We start from the raw sequence: 17,096 nt of genomic DNA on the forward strand, positions 1-17,096 counted from the left end.
GACGAGCGCGCCCACCTCCCTCGGAAAGACGCAGGGCGGCCCCGCATACTGCAACGGTGAAGAGCAATCAGATGGCCCTGGACTGTGCGCTACCCATTGAGGAACGGATCGGACGCCTCGCCCTGGCCTGGATCCGCGGCGGCCGTGACGGCAGCCAACTCGTGACCGGGAAAGCCTTCTTCGCCGTCTACTCCTGGCACCTTCGGCACTGGACGGACCATGACATCACCTGGGCCGAGTACACCGCCGCCTCCTTCCACGGCATCGGGGGCAGCGACGGCTGGAACGCCATGCTGCGCGAGCGAGTCATCTGCGTGAGCTGCGGGGACACCTACCGGCTGGAGAACATCGGGCTCTGTACCGGATGCATGAGGTACGCCTGCTACGACTGTGGTGCTCACGCCTCCTGCACCGGTGAGATCGTCTGAACGGACCTCGTTTCTGATCGGGTCGGGGTGGCGGCGCCCGTGCTCCACGCCTGCCACAACCGTGCGTACGCACCCTGAGCGGCGACGAGTTCGTCATGGGTGCCGTGCTCGATGATCCGGCCGGCATCGAGCACGAGAATCCGATCAGCAGTGACGGCTTGGGAGAGCCGATGGGCGATCACCAGTGCTGCCCGCCCCCGGACGACCGCAGCCGCGGCCAGGTCCAGCAGGGCGGCGTCCGCCGTACCGGCGTCAGCGGTGGCTTCGTCCAGGACCACCAACTCCGGATCGGCGAGCACCAGCCGTGCGAGCGCGATGAGTTGGGCCTGTGCCGCAGTCAGTGGATGCCCGCCGTGCCCCACCGGTGTGTCCAGCCCGTTGGGCAGTGTGGGAACCAGGGGTGCGGCCCCCACCAAGGCGAGTGCCCTGAGGACTTCCTCGTCGTCGCTGACGTGTGCGGTGAGGGTGAGATTGTCGCGCAGGGTGCCCGTGAAGACATGGGTCTCCTGGGTCACGGTCATGATCGCCGCATGGGGGACGCATCGGACGATCCTGCCCGCATCGGGACGATGGACGTCGGCGATCAGTGCGGCGAGCGTGGACTTGCCGGACCCCGTTGCCCCGACCAGCGCGACGGTCTCGTCGCGGGAGATGCGCACGCTGACGTCGCACAGGACCGGCCTCTGAACGCGATACGCGAAGTGCACCCCCTGCACGTCCACCACGGTGTCGTCGACTTCCGGTGCGGTGTCCTCGGTCGACGGCGTTGATTCCCCTTCGTCCGGGGGGCCGGGCCGTTGGATGACACCGATGATCCGTCCGAGAGCGGCGAGCGCGGACTGTGCGTCGTCCATGACGAACAGCAGGGCCGAGATCGGGTCGACGGTACGCAGGAACAGCAGTGCGGCGGCGGTCACCTGACCGGCAGTCGCATCACCGGTGAGGGCGAGCCGCACACCGATGCCGAGGACGGCGATCAGCCCGATCGCCTCGGTCAGATTGAGGCGTCCGAACAGCCGGTTCTGCACGATCCGGGTACGCATCGCCCATCGGACGGCCTGCCAGGTGGCATCCCGGACGTGTCCCAGTTGGCGGTGTTCGAGTCGATGGGCGGTGACGGTCGGGAGTTCGGTGAGCGTCCCCAGGATGTGTTGCCCGCGCCGGGACTGCGTGGCGCGCTCGGCGGCGTACACCTCGGGGGCGGTATGCAGATACCAGCGCACGGCGAAGACGTACGGCAGCACGGTCAGGGCGAAGCCCAACAGGAACCAGGGGTCGAGTGCGCCCATGCCGGCGGCGACGAGCAGGATCGTGAACACCGACACGCACAGCCGCGGCACCACCTCCGGCAGTGTGCCGGAGACCTGGGCGATGTCATCGCCGGCCCGGGTGACGACGTCTCCTGCACCGGCGTCCTCCACCGTGCGACGGGGCAGACCCAGGGCTGCGCCGACGTATGCCTCGCGCAGTTCCGCGATCAGCGTTTCCGCGAACCGGGCCAGCGCGCCCGCAGTGATCCAGGTCAGCACCCCTGCGGCGATCGCCGCCCCGACCAAGGAGGCGACCTGCCACCAGAACGACCCCGGCACCCCCGACCCGTCTGACGCGATCACCGTGTCCACGAGTCGCCCGATGACCAGGGGGAAGACGAGGGACACGGCGGCTTCGGCGAGGAACAGGGCGAGGACGCCCGCCAGCCGACGGCGACGGCCGTGCAGCACGGTCCAGAGGTGCGCGGCGACCTGCCCACCCGATGCGACCGGCAGCAACCGGTCGCCGGGATGTGGGGCCTTCACCGTCTCAGACATCGACCCTCGTTTCCTCGTGGGCCATCAGGACCTGATCGGCCACGGTGTGGAAGGCCGCGGCGGCGGTGAGCACGAGCGTGGTCCGCCCGGCCCGGTGCTCTCGGAGACGGGTGGCGATGCGCTGTTCGGTGACGGCGTCCACCGCGGTGGTCGGCTCGATCAACACCAACACCTCCGGGTCCGCGGCAACGGCCCGGGCCAGGGCGATCCGCTGGCGTTGGCCTCCCGAGAGCTCCCGACCGCCATCACCGACCGCGGTGTCGTACCCGTCGGGAAGCTCCGTGGCCTCCATCCCCGCGACCACCAACGCAGTCCGTGCCGCGTCGACCGCGGTCGGTGCGGAGCCGGTGGCACGCACGTTGTCCAGCACTGTTCCCGCCAGGACCCCAGGGGTGCGCGGAGCGACGAGCACGCGCTCGCGGAACAGCGAGGGATGGTGTTCATGCACGGCCCGGCCGAAGTGCTCCACCCGCCCCGACGACGGCATCGCCCTGAGACCGAGGAGTTCGGCCAGGCCCGCCTGGGCGGATTGCGGCAGATCCAGTACGACGAACCCACCGGTGTGGACGACGGCGTTGAGCACGACGTCGTCCGCCAGCCCGAGTCGGTCGAACGTCAGTCGGTCGAACGTCAGGGGGCGCTCAGCGCCGCCGACGGGCACCGCCGTACCCGAAGCGGCGGGATGCGGGGCGTGCGCAACCAGATCGAGGACGCGCCCGGCGGAGGCTTGGGAGACCGCCCAGAACGACCCCAGCGTGCCCACCAGACCGTCGAGCGGCCCGATCAGGGTGACCGCGACCCCGGCGACCGTGACCAACTCTCCCGGTGAGATCCGCCCCGCGAAGGCCGGTACGGCGGCGGCAAGCACCACCACGGCGGCGAACACGTGCGCGGCGGCCGTGCTCACACCCTCGAAGCCGGCCTGCGCACCGCGTGCCGACAGGGTCGCCCGCAACGCCTCACGGCTCACGCCTCGGTAGCGGTCCGCGGCATGACCCTGGGCGTGCAGGCCCCGGATCACCCGGTACCCCGCCACCAGATCGGCCGCAGCCGCTGCGGCATCGGCCAGGCCCGCCTGCTCGGCGCCGCTCCTTCGGCGCAGCGGCCGGGCGGCCATCTGCATGAGCAACAACACCACCGGCAGCGCGATGACCACCCCGATGCCGAGGGCCGGGTGGACCCAGAACAGGATGCCGGCCGCAACCAGCAGGCCGATGACCTCACCCGGCGGGTAGACGGTGACGTAGAGGACGAGGCACGCACGGTGCACATCGCCCGTGGCCAGTGCCAACAGTTGGCCGGGGGCGCGAGCGGGACCCGCCGTACCGCGCTCGTCGAGGATGCGCCCCAGCACGCTCTGGGACAGTTCGAACTGCGCCCGCTGCACACCGAACCAACCCAGCCGGCCGCCGAACCGGTAGCCGAGGTTGATCACCACGTACACACCGACCAGGGCGGCGAGCCAGCCCGCCAGCGCCGATCTGATCGTATCGAAACCCGCCCCCGCCGCCGCGGGAGCGATCACGGTGTCGACGAACTGACCGATGACGACCGGCAACAGCATGGCGGCGATGTTGAACAGCACCAGCAGCAGCGCTCCCGGGAACACCCAGGCCCCCGCGGAACGGATGATCGCCCTGCTCAAACGCGCGGACGACCAGGTGGGGTCGATGCGCAACCGGGGCTCCCGGGGAGCGTCCCCCGCTTCGAACAACCCCCAACGCCGTTCGCCTCCCACGCGTCCTTGTGCCCGCACCCGGGTCAGCCCCACGGGGTGAGCGCGTGGAGGGTGTAGCCCCAACCGACCGTGGTGCGCTCCACGGGGTGCAGGCCCGCGGCGGCGAACAGCGCATGGTGCTCGTCGTGGTCCCGGGCGCCGCCGCCGTGCAGGGCGAACCCGATGAGGTCCTCCTCGTAGTCGTGCTCGTCCGCCACCTCGGGGTTGAGGACGTCGCCGAAGACCAGCACCCGACCGCCGGGGTTGAGGCTGGCGGCTGCCTGCCACAGCACGTGCACCGCGTCGGTGTCGGTGAGCGTGGGCAGCACGTCGGCCAACAGCACCGCGTCGACGGGCACGGGCCGGGCCCCCAGCAGGCTGCCCGCCTCGTAGCCGATGCGCTCGTGCGCCGGGAACACTCGCCGCAGGGCGTCGATCTCCGAGGGGGCGGCGACGATCGTGGCGTGCAGCCCGGGATGCGCCTTGACCAGGGCTGCGGCGAAGCTACCGGGTGCCGGACCTGCGACCGCGATCGTGGACAGCCCGGCGAATGCGGTGGCAGCGGCGACGGCACCGGCCACGTACACGGCTTCCCCGGCCTCGTGCTCGGTGCGGGCGGCCAACAGGTCCGGGTCGTCCGCGATGTGTTGGGCGTACTCGGTGCCGAACCACCGGTCGTGGTCGCCCTGCCCGGTGCGCACGGCGGACAGCAGCGACAGGACGCCGCCGAGTTCACGCCGGGCGTGCAGCCCGTCGAGGTCGAAGGCATCGACGACGTGATCGCTTTCCAACTCCCGGCCCAGACCGGTGAGCCGGTGGCGGCCGTCATCGAGGCGTTCGGTGATGTCGAGGGCGGCCAGGAAGCGCAGCAGCTTGGCCAGCCCCTGAGGCGCGGCGCCGGTCGTCGCGGCGAGCTCGGCGACGGTACGCGGACGATCGTCGAACGCGGCGGCGAGGCCGATCGTCGCCGCGACCCGGAGGGCGAAGCCGGGCAGGATCTCCGCGAGTTCGTGGAACCGCCTCCCCTCGTCCTCGCCCGCGTCGACCTCCCCGGAGGCGGGCCGGGCGGAGTCCTCGTCGTTCACCGTGACCTGGCGGCGCCAGTACCCGGTGACGTCGATCTGTTCCCTGCTCAGGCCCTTCTCGTTCTTCAGCCACCGTCTGATCGGGGCGAGGGTGAGGGATTCGCCGGCCGCCCAAGCGAGGACCGTCCCCTCCCACCACGGAGCCTTCCGGATGGCGTCGAACAGCAGCGTCGTCGTGCCCGGCTCCGCGCCGTCCCGACTGAGCCAGGTCAACGTCACCCCGTGAGGGACCGGGAGTTCCTGCCGGTGCTCGGGCCGGCCGACCTCGATGAACACCTGACCACGGGCCCCGGCGGGCCACTCCTCCAACCAGCGGCCGATCGCCGGCAGCGCCGTCTCGTCGCCGGCCACCAACGTCCAGTCCACCCCCTCGGGGTGCCGCGAGGACGACTTCGGCCCGGCGATCTGCACCCGCTCACCCGGCTGCACCCCGTACGCCCACGCCGATGCGGGACCGACGCCGTGCTGGACGAAGTCGACGTCCAGTTCCCCGGCCACGGGGTCCCAACGGCGGACCGTGTACGTACGGGAGAGCATGTGGGGGTTGTTGCGGGGCCAGTTCAGCAGCCCGTCCGCCTGCGTCGGTCCGACGACCGCCTCGGCGTCGGGATGCTTGAGGAGGATCTTGAACTCGTCGTCGAACCCCTCCGAGCGGAACGCGGCCACCGGATAGCCATTCGCCGCGGTGTGAGCGGCCAGTTCGGGACCGCCGAGGGTGATCCGACGCATCGCGGGCGTCACGTCCGTCACCCGGAGGACGTCCAGCGTACGAGTGGTGATGGGGAAGACCTCGATGGATCTCAGGCTCTGTGCCATGGGTGTCTCACTTCTGCGCGTGGGTGTCGACCGGGACCGTGCCGCTGGGCGCAACCGTGCCGTTGGGAGAGGCGGGTGCAACAGCTGCATCGGGCTTGGGGGGTGTCGCTCTCGGATCCAACGGCACCACCGTCGGGGTGCCCGTCACGGGATCGGGAACGACGAGGGAACGCAGCCCGAAGACCTCCTCGATCAGCTCCGCGGTGATGACCTCCCGTGGGCTGCCGGTGGTGACGACGCCACCGTCGCGCATGACGACGAGGTGGTCCGCGTAACGGGCGGCCTGGTTCAGATCGTGGAGCACCGCCACGATCGTCTTGCCCTCGTCGTGGAAGGTGCGGAACAACTCCATCAGCTCGTACTGGTGGGCGATGTCCAAGAAGGTGGTCGGTTCGTCCAGCAGCACGATCCGCGTCTGCTGCGCCAGCAGCATCGCCACCCACACCCGCTGCCGCTGCCCGCCCGACAGTTCGTCCACCAGACGACCGGACAGTTCGGTCACCCGCGTCGCGCGCATCGCTGCCGCCACGGCCTCCTCGTCATCGGGGCGCCACTGGTGGAACAGGCTCTGGTAGGGGGCGCGACCACGGGACACCAGATCCGCGACCCGGATCCCGTCGGGCGCAAGGGAGGTCTGGGGGAGCAGCCCCATGCGGCGGGCGATCTCCTTGGAGCGGTAGGTGCCAATCGCCTTTCCGTCCAGCAGCACCTGGCCCGCCGTCGGGGTCAGCACCCGGGCGAGGGCACGCAACAGGGTGGACTTGCCGCACCCGTTCGGGCCGATGATCGCCGTGAACGACCCGTCCGGTATCCGTACCGAAAGGTGGTCGGAGACGACGGCCCCGTCGTACCCGATGGTTGCTCCGTCGACGACGAGTCGCGACGGGGCGGCCGGCTCGGCGACGGGATCGTCGGTTCGTCTCTCATCGGTCATGAGGGTCATGTGATCGTTCTCTTCGGGAGGCATCGACGATGCCGCGGAGGCGGGAGAGGTCATCGGGCTGCCCCGTACTGACGCCGGGACTCCTGCACCAGGAGCCAGATCAGATAGAGACCGCCCAGACACACGGTGAGCAGACCGACCGGGATCGGCCGGTAGGACTGTGCGACGAGGAGCGCCAGGAAGTGCGCCGCAGCGAGCAGCACCGCCCCCATCGCGGCTGCGGGGAGCATCCCCACACCGGGAGAGCGGGTCAACCGCCGGGCCAGTTGCGGTGCGATGAGGGCGATGAACCCGATCGGCCCCGCTGCGGCGGTCACCAGGGCGGCCGTCGCGACCCCGACCACCAACAACGCGAGCCGGACCGAGTGGACCCTGGTGCCCTGGGTGACGGCCGCGTCGTCGCCCAGTTCCAAGCGACGCAGTGCCGGGGCGAGGAGCGCCGCGGCCAGAGCGATCACCGCGGCGATGAACAGCGAAGGGACCATGCTGCTCCACGTCACGCGGCTGATGGACCCGGCACCCCAGAACCCCACGGTCATCGCATCGCTCAGATCGGCACGCGTGATCAGATAGGCGTTGATCGAACCGAGCATCGCGGACACTCCGATGCCCACGATGATCAGTCGGAACCCCTGCACACCGCGTCGGTAGGCAAGTACGTACACCAGGAACGCCGTTCCCAGACCTCCCACGATCGCCGCGCCGGCGACGGACCAGTAACCGCCCTTCCCGAGGACCAGGATGGACAGCACCACGGCGGTGTAGGAGCCGGCGTCGAAACCGATCACGTCCGGCGAACCGAGGGGGTTGCGGGTCAGCGACTGGAAGATCGCCCCGCCGATGCCCAACAGCGCACCGAACACGAGGGCGGCCACGGCCACCGGTAGCCGCCACTCCACCACGATCATCCGATGGAAGTCCGCGCCGGACCCGGTGAGTGCCGCGACGACGTCCCCGATCGTCAACGCGTACTCCCCGAACCGGATCGCCACCAGGGCCAGCGTCACCGCCGTGAGGAACAGGACCCCGGTCACGGTGGCTTGGCGAACGCCGATCCGTACGGAGAACCAGCGGCAGCGCACGGCGCGGACCGCATAGCCGAACTCGACTGCGCCCGAGCCACGCGCATCCACCGACCGGACACCGCCGGGCGGGTTCCCCGAGATGTCTCCCCTCACAGTCCGCTCGCCTTCCGACGTCGTACGAGTGCGATCAGCGCGGGCGCACCGATCACGGCGGTCAGAATGCCGACCTCTATCTCGCCGGGGCGGGCGATCACCCGCCCGAGCACGTCTGAAGCGAGGATCAGCACTGGGCCGACCAGCGCGGAGTAGACGATGATCCACCGTTGGTCGGGCCCGACGAACCAGCGGACGATGTGCGGCACCATCAGACCCACGAACGCGATCCCGCCGGTGAGCGCCGTGGCGCCGCCGGCCAACAGGGTTACGGCGACCACGCCCAGGATCCTCGTGCGCACCACCTTCGTCCCCAGCGAAACCGCGAGGTCGTCGCCGAGGGCGATCGAGTTCAGCGAACCCGAGACCGCCACCGCGATCAGTAGTCCGACGCCGAGGAGCGGAGCGACCACCAGCGTGTCGTCGAAGCTCGTGCGGGCGATGGACCCCAAGCCCCAATTGCGGATCGAGCGGAAGGTCTCCGGGTTGATCAGGGTCAAGAAGGTGCTGAATCCGTTGAGCACCGCGCCGAGGGCGACTCCGGCCAGGACGAGTGTCACCGGCGATGCCGTCCCCCGCGTGGCCGAGCCGATGAGGTACACCAGCACCGTGGCGATCGTGGCCCCCGCGAACGCGAACCAGACGTAGCCGGTGATCCCGGACAGGCCGAAGAAGCCCACGCCGAGAGTGACGGCGAACCCGGCGCCCGCGTTCACACCGAGGATGCCCGGGTCGGCGAGCGGATTGCGCGTCAGCGCCTGGATCACAGCCCCCGCCACCCCCAGCGCAGCCCCCACGGCGATGCCGACGACCGTGCGCGGCACCCTCAACGTCCAGACGATGACCGACGCCTCCGATGTGTCGGGGGTCCAGAACCCTCGCCACACCTGTGCGACGGGCACGTCGTTGGCACCGACGGCCAAGCTCGCCGACACGGTCACCGTGAGGAGGAACAGGAGCACCACCAGGCCGAGGATGCGGCGCGGTGCGCCGGCGCTCGGGTCGCGGCGGGCGGCCGAGAGGCTCCCTGCGGGGGCGCGAGTGATCGTCATGCGCGGACGACCGCCCCGGGGGAGACGGTGCCCTCGGGAGCGGTTCCGGAGTGGGCGGGGAAGCCGACCGTGTCCGGCCGGCCCCCCTCGGTGCTGTGTCTCAACGGATCGCCTTCGCACCGAACTCGGCGAGCTGCTCGATCAGCCAGGGCACGCTCAGCACGCTCTGGACGTTGAGTCCCCAGGCGAAGTGGTTGGTCGACGTCTTCTTGTCCGCCGGATTGGTGATCGCCCGCCCATCTGCGACGGCCGGGACGGCCTTGACCAGTGGTGCGTCGACGAAGTACTCGGGGTTGGCAGAGGTGCTCAGGAGCAGGAAGTCGGCGTCGATAAGACCGACGAGCTCATCGCTGATGGTGCCGTCCTTGGTGAACTTCGACGCGGCGGCGGGCAGGACGAAGCCGAGCTGTTCGAGGAGGAGTGCGGTGTCGGAGCCGGGAGCACTCGCGTAGTACGGACCGTACTTCTCGTCGTACACGATGACGTGGGTGGCGCTCCTGCCCTTGAACTCGGGGTGGGCCGCGCGTGTCTGCACCACCTTCTTCTCCGCGGCTGCGACGGCCTTCTCGGCAGTGGCCGTGAGGTCGAGGGTGCTGCCCAACTTCCGGGTGAGCTCCTGCCAGCTCAGATCGCCCTGAGCCGCGTAGAGCACGGGTGCGATGGCGCTGAGCTTGTCGAATCGGGCCTGGTCGAACGTCTCATACGCGGCGAGGGCGACGATGAGGTCAGGGGAGGCGGCGGCCACCGACTCGGCGGACACCTCGGTTCCCGCTTCCGCGTCCCACAGCGTCTTGATGCCCGCGACGTCGCCCTTGTCGAGCCAGGGGTTGCGGTCGACGGTCGACGGCGCGAACACCGGCGTACCGCCGAGGGCGAGCAGCGCATCCGTATCGAGGGTGTTCGCGGTGACGATCGCAATGCGGTTCGGGCGCTTGTCGAGTTTGGTGCTGCCGAAAGGCGTCTTGAGAGTGAGTGGATAGGTGGTCGAACCTTCGGCAGCTGGCAGGGAAGTCGAGGTCTTGGCCGAGCCCTTGTCCGTAGCGGGATCGCCGGAGGTCCCACATGCGGTGATCAGCACCAGGCCGGTGATGAGGGCGCCGACCAGCCGGGCGGCGCGGGAGCGGGGGTTGCGCATGGCGTGCATGGGGCCTTCCGAGTAGTGGTGCTCTGTGCCAGCCCTGTGCGACGACCGAGCGGACTGGGCGACACGGGCTCCCAACTATGGTTAGCCTTGCCTATGTGATGTCTCCAGTGCGAAAAACGACAACTTCGATGCAGATCACGACAGGGGGAGTGAGCGGATGACCCCGAGGCGACGTGATGCGCGATCACACGCGAACCTCTCCTCGCTGGACTTCCCGCTCCACATTCCGAGTGTCGACATCCCCGAGCGGGTGCACGACGACGAACATATGGCGCTCTGGCAGATCAGGGGCAGCACCCTGGTGCAGTGTGGAGAGACGACCGTAGAGATCACCGAAGGGGAGGTCATCTGGCTGCCCGCGGGAACCAGGCACTCACTGGAGGTCCGGGCGAACTCCGTACTGTTCCCGCTGTCGATCTCGGTGGACGAGATCGCAACGGTGCTCACGGACATCACGGTCGTTTCGATCCGCAACGACGAGAAGATCTACTTCCTCGCCCTTCACCAGAGTCAGAGCACGATCATCCGACCGTCCGCGAACATCCAACGGCAGGTGTTGTCGATCCTTGAGCGCCGTGTACTGGCCCCCGACGATCTGCCGTTGCCGACGAGTCCCGGCGCCGCGGCGGTGGCCGGTGCCCTGTTGTTCAATCCGGGCGACGACCGGCGCATCCTCGATTGGGCACTCGAAGTGCGGACCAGCGGTCGCAGTCTGGAGCGGGCCTTCGTCGCGGAGACCGGATTCACGTTCGGGCAATGGCGCACCAGGAGCCGTATGCATGCCGCGGCCCGACTCCTGCGTGCGGGTTCGTCGGTGGTCTCCGTGACCCAACGCGTGGGCTACGAGGACCCCAGCAGCTTCGCCCGCGCCTTTCGCGACTTCTACGGCATGAGCCCCACCACGTACGCAACGCCGGATTAGCACAACTGACGGGCCGTCAACTCCTTCTTCTGCGGTACTGACGTGATCGCCGTGCCGACCGCCGACCCGCGGGCCTCGGAGCTGATCGTTGCACGGGCTCTGATTGATGCCCGTGTTTGGTGTCACAACAGATGACATGGCAGGTGAAGGTGGGCTTCGTCTCTCCGTCGGGACGGGGCGAGGGCCTTTCAGTCGGGGATGTCCGGTATATGTGAGCTCGTTCCCCGAGGAGCGGAACGAGTGGTCGACATCGCAACACCCCATATCTACAGGGCAGTTGGGAACACCCTGTGGAATCCGGGATTACTTCCCCCATGCAGCCCCTGCTCGCGTTCAATGGTCTCCGGCCGAAGCTCGTACGGACGTGCGAGACGACCCGGCCTCGTGTGGAAGGGACGGAGATGGACGGCAAGCGGGGGTCGGGGCACCACCCCCGGAGGTGCGGCACCCACGGTGTGAACCGACCTTCGAGCCGTTCCGGGAACCCCCCTCCCACGACGAATCGTCGATCGAGAGGAAAACGGAATGAAGAAGCGAGTCAGGTCGCGGATATGGCTCGGCGCTGCGCTGGCGACCCTGATGTCGACGTTCGCGTTGGTACCGGGAGTCGCACAGGCACAGGGTGAAACCGGGAACCGTTGCTCCGGGGGCTATGTGGCGCTCACCTTCGACGACGGCCCGACGGCCAGTACGCCCGCGTACCTCAAGGCACTGCGCGATGCTGGGCGAGTGCGGGCCACCTGGTTCGTGACCGGCGCCCTGGCTGCTGCGGACCCGAACGGAACCCGCCGTATCGCCGCCGACGGCCACCGCATCGGCAACCACTCGTACACCCACCCGAACCTCGTCGCGCTCGATGCGGCCACCGCCTTCGCGGAACTGCGCGACACCAGCCGCGTCGTCCGGGAACAGACAGGCCGTGCACCGACGCTCTTCCGGCCGCCGTTCGGGAGCACGGATGCCCGAACGAGACAGGACGCGGCGAGACTTGGAATGACGGAGGTGATCTGGACGGCCGACACGGTCGACTGGAGCGGCATTTCGAGCGATGCCATCGTGGCGAACGCACTCACGGTGCAGTCGGGAGGCATCGTCCTCCTCCACGACGGCATCCCGGCGACGCTCGCCGCCATTCCGAAGATTGTCGAAGGGCTGGCGGAGCGCAAGTTGTGTGCGGGACGGATCGTGTACTCACCCACGCCGGTCCAGGCATGGCCGGGCCTGACCTTCCACGCCAAGGCCGAGCGTTGGTGATACAGGCGACCCCGGTGCCAACCCCCGCCTAGTCGCAGGGAACGTGACACACCATCCGCTGGTTCAGTGGTTCGTCGTCGACCGTTCGCGGCCCGGTGCCCGGACGGCCGACGGCGCCTGGGGCCATCGGTTGTCGGTTGTCGCGCCGACCACACCGCAACGCCTGGTCAGCTGCTCGAACAACTCCTCCCCATGGACGTGCCCGTTCGGACCGGAGCGTTCCATCCCTGTTCACCCATCGGTGCGTTCAGGCCAAGGAAGGTCTTTTGCCGCCAACTCCGGTCAAGCGGGTCATGGAGCGTCGCCGTGCTGGATACACAGGAAGGCCGGGAGGCGGCCCGCACTTCCGGGCTCTGCCGTTGGCGGACGGAAGCCCGGGCGCAGGGCGCCCAGGGGGGAGAGGGACGTGATGCCCACCAGGACGGTCAGTCGCACGGACGGTGAGCCATGAGTCGGCGTCGCCCGGCCCGGCGGAGGACCGGACGGCCGCGTCGGCGGCCGATCCGTCGGCGCGGCGGCAGCAGCAGTTCCATGCTGGCCCTCGGTGCGTTCGTGGTCGTGGCGTTGGGGAGCCTGGTGGTGGGGGTGTTGCGATGGCTGACGGCACATCCGCCCGTCCTCGTCCTGCTCCTGGTCGCCGTCGCGGGTGGAGCCGGAGTCTGGGCAGTGCGCCGGCGGGAGCGCAGCCGATGGGCAGAGGCACGCCAACGCGGGCTGCGGTTCGCAATGCCGCAGATCGACGCCCTGCACCACCGCCAGTTCGAGTACGCCGTCCGTGATCTGATGCGTCGGGACGGGTGCTCCGACGCGGAGCAGGTCGGGGGAGCCGGTGACAACGGCGCTGATGTGAAGGCCACCGATCCGTACGGTCGCCGATGGGTCATCCAGTGCAAACACCGGAAGGCGGGCACGGCCGGATCCGCGGTCGGAACGCCCGACCTCCATGTACTGAACGGCACCGGCCGCCCCGTGCACCACGGTGATGTGGTCGTACTCGTCACCAACGGTCGCTTCACCGCGAAGGCCGTCGACTTCGCCCGCTCACAGGACCTCCATCTGGTCAACCGCGCTCTCCTGGCGCAGTGGGCCGCAGGTTCCACACCGCTGTGGGACCTCCTCGGCACCGTGCCGCCACCGCGCCGCCCGACCTCACTGTCCTGACCCGACCTCCCGTCCAGACAGGACAACGTCATGCGGTCCCTCCCCGAGGTCCCAGGTGTACTGGGCCCAGATGTGACGCGACGGGTCGGCGCACCGGGAACGACCGTATCCCCGCAGGTCCGGCAGGACGACGGTATGCCGGTCGACGAGTCGGGTCGGCGAGCGGCAGCAGACTGGGGTGGTCCGGGCCGCCGGCGTGCAGCAGGACGACGAGCAACCCCCGGCGAGAGCGAGGCGCGCCCCCGTGTGGTCATCTTGTTGGTGTTGTGTCACCTGCCTCACCGCGCTGCCGAGCGGTGAGCCCGAGCCACCGCAAGCAGCAACAAGGGCCGACCCGCGACCACACACGCCGGACGCGCACCTCCACGACGTTCCGGGGAGGGAAGGAGTCGAGCGAGAGCGGGTCACCCAAAGCATTCCGGACGACGAGGAGTGGACACCATGGCACTGCAACAGCCCCCGTACTTCGGGCTGGACCTCAACACACCCCTCCCCCATTCGGAGGAACTGACCAGGCGACTTCGGATGGCGGACGAGTCGGGGTACGACCTCTTCTCCGTCATGGACCACCCCTACGCCGGCGACCGGCACGAGGCGTACGCGACGCTCGGCTATGCGCTGGGCCACACCCGACGGATCAGTGGGTACGTGGGCGTCACCAATCTGCCACTGCGCCCCGCACCGGTCCTGGCCCGTACGGTCGCGGCGCTGTCCTCCCTCTCCGGAGGGCGGTTCGTCCTCGGACTGGGCTCCGGCGGGATCTGGGACCGCATCACGCAGTTCGGCGTGCCACGGATGAGCCCCGGGGACGCGGTGAGTGCCTTCGAGGAGGCCATCGTCCTCATCGGAAAGCTCACGGGGGGCGGAACCGCCCAGGTCACCTACGAGGGGCGGTTCTACCAGGTCGCCAAGGCGACGCCCGCCCCCGTACCCACGCCCAGGATCTGGACTGGGGCGAACGGCCCTCGGGCCCTGGCGATCACCGGGCGCCTCACGGACGGCTGGATCCCGAGTTTCGGCGCGGACTGGCTGTCCGAGCGGTACCGCACCTCCCGCCCGTTGGTCGACCGCGCCGCTCAGGAAGCGGGCCGGGACCCCTCCGAGGTCATCTCCTACTTCAACTTCGGCGGTGCTCTCACCGACCACGACCTGCCCGCTCCCCGGGATGCCGAAGGGCGCTGGGTCGGCGGATCCACCCGGCAGTGGATCGAGGAGCTCACCGGTGCCGTCCTGGAGCACGGGGCAGGAGGATTTAACACCCATCTGACCGACTCCAGCGGTGAGGCCGACCTCGACACGGCACGACGGTTCGCCGACGAGGTCATTCCCGCGGTCCGCGCCGCCGTCGCGGCTCACTGAGGGGGCCACAGAGGTGACCGGCTGACCGGGATGCGCAGGCTGTTCCGCATGCCCGGTCCTGCTTTCCTCAGCCGAGGAAGTTCCGCACCAGTTCGATCATCTGGTTCGGATTTCCGATCCAGTCCATGTGGCCCTGGCCTTCGATCTCCGTGAGGGTGCTGCCGGGAATTCCGGAATGCAATTGCCGTGAGCCCTCGATGGGAATCATCTCGTCCTGCGCGAAGCCGATGATGAAGGTGGGAGCGGTGATCTTCGGCAGAATTCCCCGAATGTCACTCAGTAGACCCATCTCGATCTGCCGAGAGATGCCCGCTTCCGGCCAGGCGTGGTTGTCGAGCGAGGCTGCCAAACCGTCGTGGCCCCAACTGTTGACCGCGGTGGGACTGAACCCGGTCAGTGTGGTGAATCGTCTGAACAGATCGAGATCAGTTGCCAGTAACTTGGCCCAGGTCTCGAAGTAGAACCGGTGCCGCGGATCCGGATACGCCCAGGAACCGGCCAGGATGAGCTTGTTGACGAGGTCAGGGCGTTCGGCCGCCACTGTTGCCGCGACTGCGCCACCGAGGGAGAATCCGAGCAGGTCAACCGGTCCGTCGACGGCGTCCTCGATGACGCTGGCGGTCTGCTCGGCGAGCTGGCTGAGGGTCAGCGGCCCGCCGCGGTCGGTGGTCTCGCCGCTACCGCTGAGGTTGGGGCGGATGACGGTGCGGTCCTCTGCAAGGACCTTGACGACCGTGCCGAAGGCTCCCTCAGCACTACCGCCGACCCCGTGCACCAGGGCGAGGCCGGGGCCGGTTCCTTCCACTTCGTACTGTACGGAACCATCGGTGTAGGCGGCATGGGGCATGATCGGCATCCTTTCCTGGACCGGCCGTTCGCCGTCCTGGTGGAGCTTTGGACAGTCGCGGCATGGTGATGAATTCAGCGAAGGGTTCAGCGCGGTGCGCGGCTGCTAAATTCCTCATTCCCCGCAGGGAATATGCCTGGCCAGTTGATTCGATGCCGACCTTAGCAAAGGGGAGTGTGAAAACGGCTATCGATCGGCAGGGACCATGGTCCTAGTCCCTTTTGCTGATGTGTATGCGACCGAGGGCGTAGGGGGAATTGTCTGCGGCGACGGTAGAGTGGATCGGTCCTTCTGGACTCCGATTCCATCTACTCGGAAACGCCGAGTCCGCGTGGGCACCCCAGGGGGTGGACGCCCACGCGGACGGTCGTTGAAGCAGCGATTCCCGCCACTCCGAGACGTGCCGACGTCTCCGTGTGTGTCGCTGCACCTCTGCAACGACGGTGCGGCGACACACGCACGACAGGCCGTACGTTGTTTCGAGGCGGAAGCTTCCGCCTCGTGGTGGTTGCTCGTGGTGGAAGTCTTGTGCGGGGGAGTGGCCGGACGGGACCCGGAGTCAGTGGGGCGGTGGGGTGCACGGGATCCGTGCCGGCACCGGTCGTGTCCGGGCGGGGTCGCGCGGTGGGGCCTTGGTCCATTGCCGTACCGCGGTCAGTCTCGGGCCGTCGTCATCTGTACGGTCGTCAGATGCGCGTCACCGGCGGGGGAAGGGGCCCGAGAGCCGGCGGACCGGGGTCCGGGCGGTCCGTCAGTAGGCTTGCAACAGGTACTTGGTGCGGAAGCCGCTGGTGGAGCAGTCGAGGGTGCTCTGTGTGCTCGTGTAGGTGAAGCCCGATGGGACGGAACATGCCCACAGTCCCGTTGTGGGCGTGCGCAGGAAGTACTTGGTGCGGAAGCCGCTGGTGGAGCAGTCGAGGGTGCTCTGTGTGCTCGTGTAGGTGAAGCCCGAGGCGGTCGTGCACGCCCAGAGACTGTCCGATGGCGGCTGGACGAAGTACTGGGTCCGGAAGCCGGTCCCTCCACAGCTCAGTGTGTTCTGCGTGTCGCTGTAAATGTAGCCGGGCGGGATGGAGCAGGACCAGAACCCCGCGAGAGCCCCGCTCTCGGCCTTGGCGACTGCCCCACGGCTGTCCGCGGCGGAGCGTTCGGCGGGGGGTGTCGAGGCTGACGCGGTCGTCGGAACCAGTGCGGCGGCCAGCATCACGGCCGCGGACCCGCTGCCGAGCAGAAGCGTACGAAGTCTCGATCGGATCATGAGGAAGGAACTCCTAGTAGGTCGCTCGTCGGACAGAAACCAACGGATGGGCCGACCGGATCTGTCCCTCGTGCCGGCCACCGCAGAGCGTGCGTTCGAATGGTCACAGTTGCATAGGCCCCCG

The 17,096-nt window shown here is 68.8% G+C and carries 14 protein-coding genes; 5 read left to right on the forward strand and 9 right to left on the reverse strand.

Annotation, left to right across the window (positions count from 1 at the left end):
* The first annotated feature begins 56 nt into the window (after positions 1–56).
* Complete coding sequence (locus tag ABZ348_RS19265) at positions 57–428, forward strand: hypothetical protein (RefSeq protein WP_358934523.1); 372 nt, start codon at positions 57–59, stop codon at positions 426–428.
* Here ABZ348_RS19265 and ABZ348_RS19270 read toward each other — a convergent pair.
* The 7 genes from ABZ348_RS19270 to ABZ348_RS19300 all read right to left on the reverse strand — a co-directional run bounded on the left by ABZ348_RS19270 (position 398) and on the right by ABZ348_RS19300 (position 10,162).
* Positions 398–2,236 carry an ABC transporter ATP-binding protein gene (locus ABZ348_RS19270; protein WP_358934525.1) on the reverse strand — a complete coding sequence of 613 codons (1,839 nt, stop codon included), beginning with the start codon at positions 2,234–2,236 and terminating at the stop codon, positions 398–400. The genes ABZ348_RS19265 and ABZ348_RS19270 overlap by 31 nt on opposite strands.
* On the reverse strand, positions 2,229–3,974 hold the full coding sequence (locus ABZ348_RS19275; RefSeq protein WP_358934527.1) for an ABC transporter ATP-binding protein: 1,746 nt from the start codon (positions 3,972–3,974) through the stop codon (positions 2,229–2,231). Before ABZ348_RS19275 ends, ABZ348_RS19270 begins: the two co-directional genes overlap by 8 nt.
* Before the next feature lie 23 nt (positions 3,975–3,997).
* Positions 3,998–5,854, reverse strand: a complete 1,857-nt coding sequence (locus ABZ348_RS19280) for a siderophore-interacting protein (RefSeq protein WP_358934529.1) — start codon at positions 5,852–5,854, stop codon at positions 3,998–4,000.
* 7 nt (positions 5,855–5,861) lie between these two features.
* Positions 5,862–6,788: an ABC transporter ATP-binding protein gene (locus ABZ348_RS19285; protein WP_358934531.1), complete on the reverse strand. Its 927-nt coding sequence runs from the start codon at positions 6,786–6,788 to the stop codon at positions 5,862–5,864.
* Positions 6,789–6,847: 59 nt separating this feature from the next.
* Positions 6,848–7,975: an iron chelate uptake ABC transporter family permease subunit gene (locus tag ABZ348_RS19290; RefSeq protein ID WP_358934533.1), complete on the reverse strand. Its 1,128-nt coding sequence runs from the start codon at positions 7,973–7,975 to the stop codon at positions 6,848–6,850.
* Positions 7,972–9,027 carry an iron chelate uptake ABC transporter family permease subunit gene (locus ABZ348_RS19295; protein ID WP_358934535.1) on the reverse strand — a complete coding sequence of 352 codons (1,056 nt, stop codon included), beginning with the start codon at positions 9,025–9,027 and terminating at the stop codon, positions 7,972–7,974. The genes ABZ348_RS19290 and ABZ348_RS19295 overlap by 4 nt, the downstream gene beginning before the upstream one ends.
* Positions 9,028–9,127: 100 nt before the next feature.
* On the reverse strand, positions 9,128–10,162 hold the full coding sequence (locus tag ABZ348_RS19300; protein ID WP_358934537.1) for an ABC transporter substrate-binding protein: 1,035 nt from the start codon (positions 10,160–10,162) through the stop codon (positions 9,128–9,130).
* A gap of 166 nt (positions 10,163–10,328) precedes the next feature.
* Between ABZ348_RS19300 and ABZ348_RS19305 the strand changes: the two genes are divergently transcribed.
* The 4 genes from ABZ348_RS19305 to ABZ348_RS19320 all read left to right on the forward strand — a co-directional run bounded on the left by ABZ348_RS19305 (position 10,329) and on the right by ABZ348_RS19320 (position 14,867).
* Positions 10,329–11,093 carry a helix-turn-helix transcriptional regulator gene (locus ABZ348_RS19305; RefSeq protein WP_358934539.1) on the forward strand — a complete coding sequence of 255 codons (765 nt, stop codon included), beginning with the start codon at positions 10,329–10,331 and terminating at the stop codon, positions 11,091–11,093.
* Between the two features lie 525 nt (positions 11,094–11,618).
* The gene (locus ABZ348_RS19310; RefSeq protein WP_358934541.1) at positions 11,619–12,347 is read left to right on the forward strand and encodes a polysaccharide deacetylase family protein; all 729 of its coding nucleotides are present in this window, start codon (positions 11,619–11,621) and stop codon (positions 12,345–12,347) included.
* A gap of 447 nt (positions 12,348–12,794) precedes the next feature.
* Positions 12,795–13,508, forward strand: coding sequence for a restriction endonuclease (locus ABZ348_RS19315; RefSeq protein ID WP_358934543.1), 714 nt, complete (start codon positions 12,795–12,797; stop codon positions 13,506–13,508).
* Positions 13,509–13,949: 441 nt separating this feature from the next.
* Complete coding sequence (locus tag ABZ348_RS19320; RefSeq protein ID WP_358934545.1) at positions 13,950–14,867, forward strand: LLM class flavin-dependent oxidoreductase; 918 nt, start codon at positions 13,950–13,952, stop codon at positions 14,865–14,867.
* A 67-nt stretch (positions 14,868–14,934) separates the two neighbouring features.
* Here ABZ348_RS19320 and ABZ348_RS19325 read toward each other — a convergent pair whose 3' ends face one another.
* A complete protein-coding gene (locus ABZ348_RS19325; protein WP_358934547.1) occupies positions 14,935–15,714 on the reverse strand; it encodes an alpha/beta hydrolase in 780 nt (259 codons plus the stop codon).
* A 751-nt stretch (positions 15,715–16,465) separates the two neighbouring features.
* A complete protein-coding gene (locus ABZ348_RS19330; protein ID WP_358934549.1) occupies positions 16,466–16,972 on the reverse strand; it encodes a hypothetical protein in 507 nt (168 codons plus the stop codon).
* Between the last annotated feature and the right edge of the window lie 124 nt (positions 16,973–17,096).

The sequence above is a fragment of the Streptomyces sp. NPDC005963 genome (genome assembly GCF_040638655.1).
GTDB lineage: Bacteria > Actinomycetota > Actinomycetes > Streptomycetales > Streptomycetaceae > Streptomyces.

Coding starts and splice junctions, on each gene's coding strand:
- ABZ348_RS19320 (WP_358934545.1), top strand. CDS start 13,950: ATGGCACTGCAACAGCCCCCGTACTTCGGGCTGGACCTCAACACACCC.
- ABZ348_RS19305 (WP_358934539.1), top strand. CDS start 10,329: ATGACCCCGAGGCGACGTGATGCGCGATCACACGCGAACCTCTCCTCG.
- ABZ348_RS19285 (WP_358934531.1), bottom strand. CDS start 6,788: ATGACCGATGAGAGACGAACCGACGATCCCGTCGCCGAGCCGGCCGCC.
- ABZ348_RS19295 (WP_358934535.1), bottom strand. CDS start 9,027: ATGACGATCACTCGCGCCCCCGCAGGGAGCCTCTCGGCCGCCCGCCGC.
- ABZ348_RS19280 (WP_358934529.1), bottom strand. CDS start 5,854: ATGGCACAGAGCCTGAGATCCATCGAGGTCTTCCCCATCACCACTCGT.
- ABZ348_RS19270 (WP_358934525.1), bottom strand. CDS start 2,236: ATGTCTGAGACGGTGAAGGCCCCACATCCCGGCGACCGGTTGCTGCCG.
- ABZ348_RS19330 (WP_358934549.1), bottom strand. CDS start 16,972: ATGATCCGATCGAGACTTCGTACGCTTCTGCTCGGCAGCGGGTCCGCG.
- ABZ348_RS19310 (WP_358934541.1), top strand. CDS start 11,619: ATGAAGAAGCGAGTCAGGTCGCGGATATGGCTCGGCGCTGCGCTGGCG.
- ABZ348_RS19325 (WP_358934547.1), bottom strand. CDS start 15,714: ATGCCCCATGCCGCCTACACCGATGGTTCCGTACAGTACGAAGTGGAA.
- ABZ348_RS19300 (WP_358934537.1), bottom strand. CDS start 10,162: ATGCGCAACCCCCGCTCCCGCGCCGCCCGGCTGGTCGGCGCCCTCATC.
- ABZ348_RS19315 (WP_358934543.1), top strand. CDS start 12,795: ATGAGTCGGCGTCGCCCGGCCCGGCGGAGGACCGGACGGCCGCGTCGG.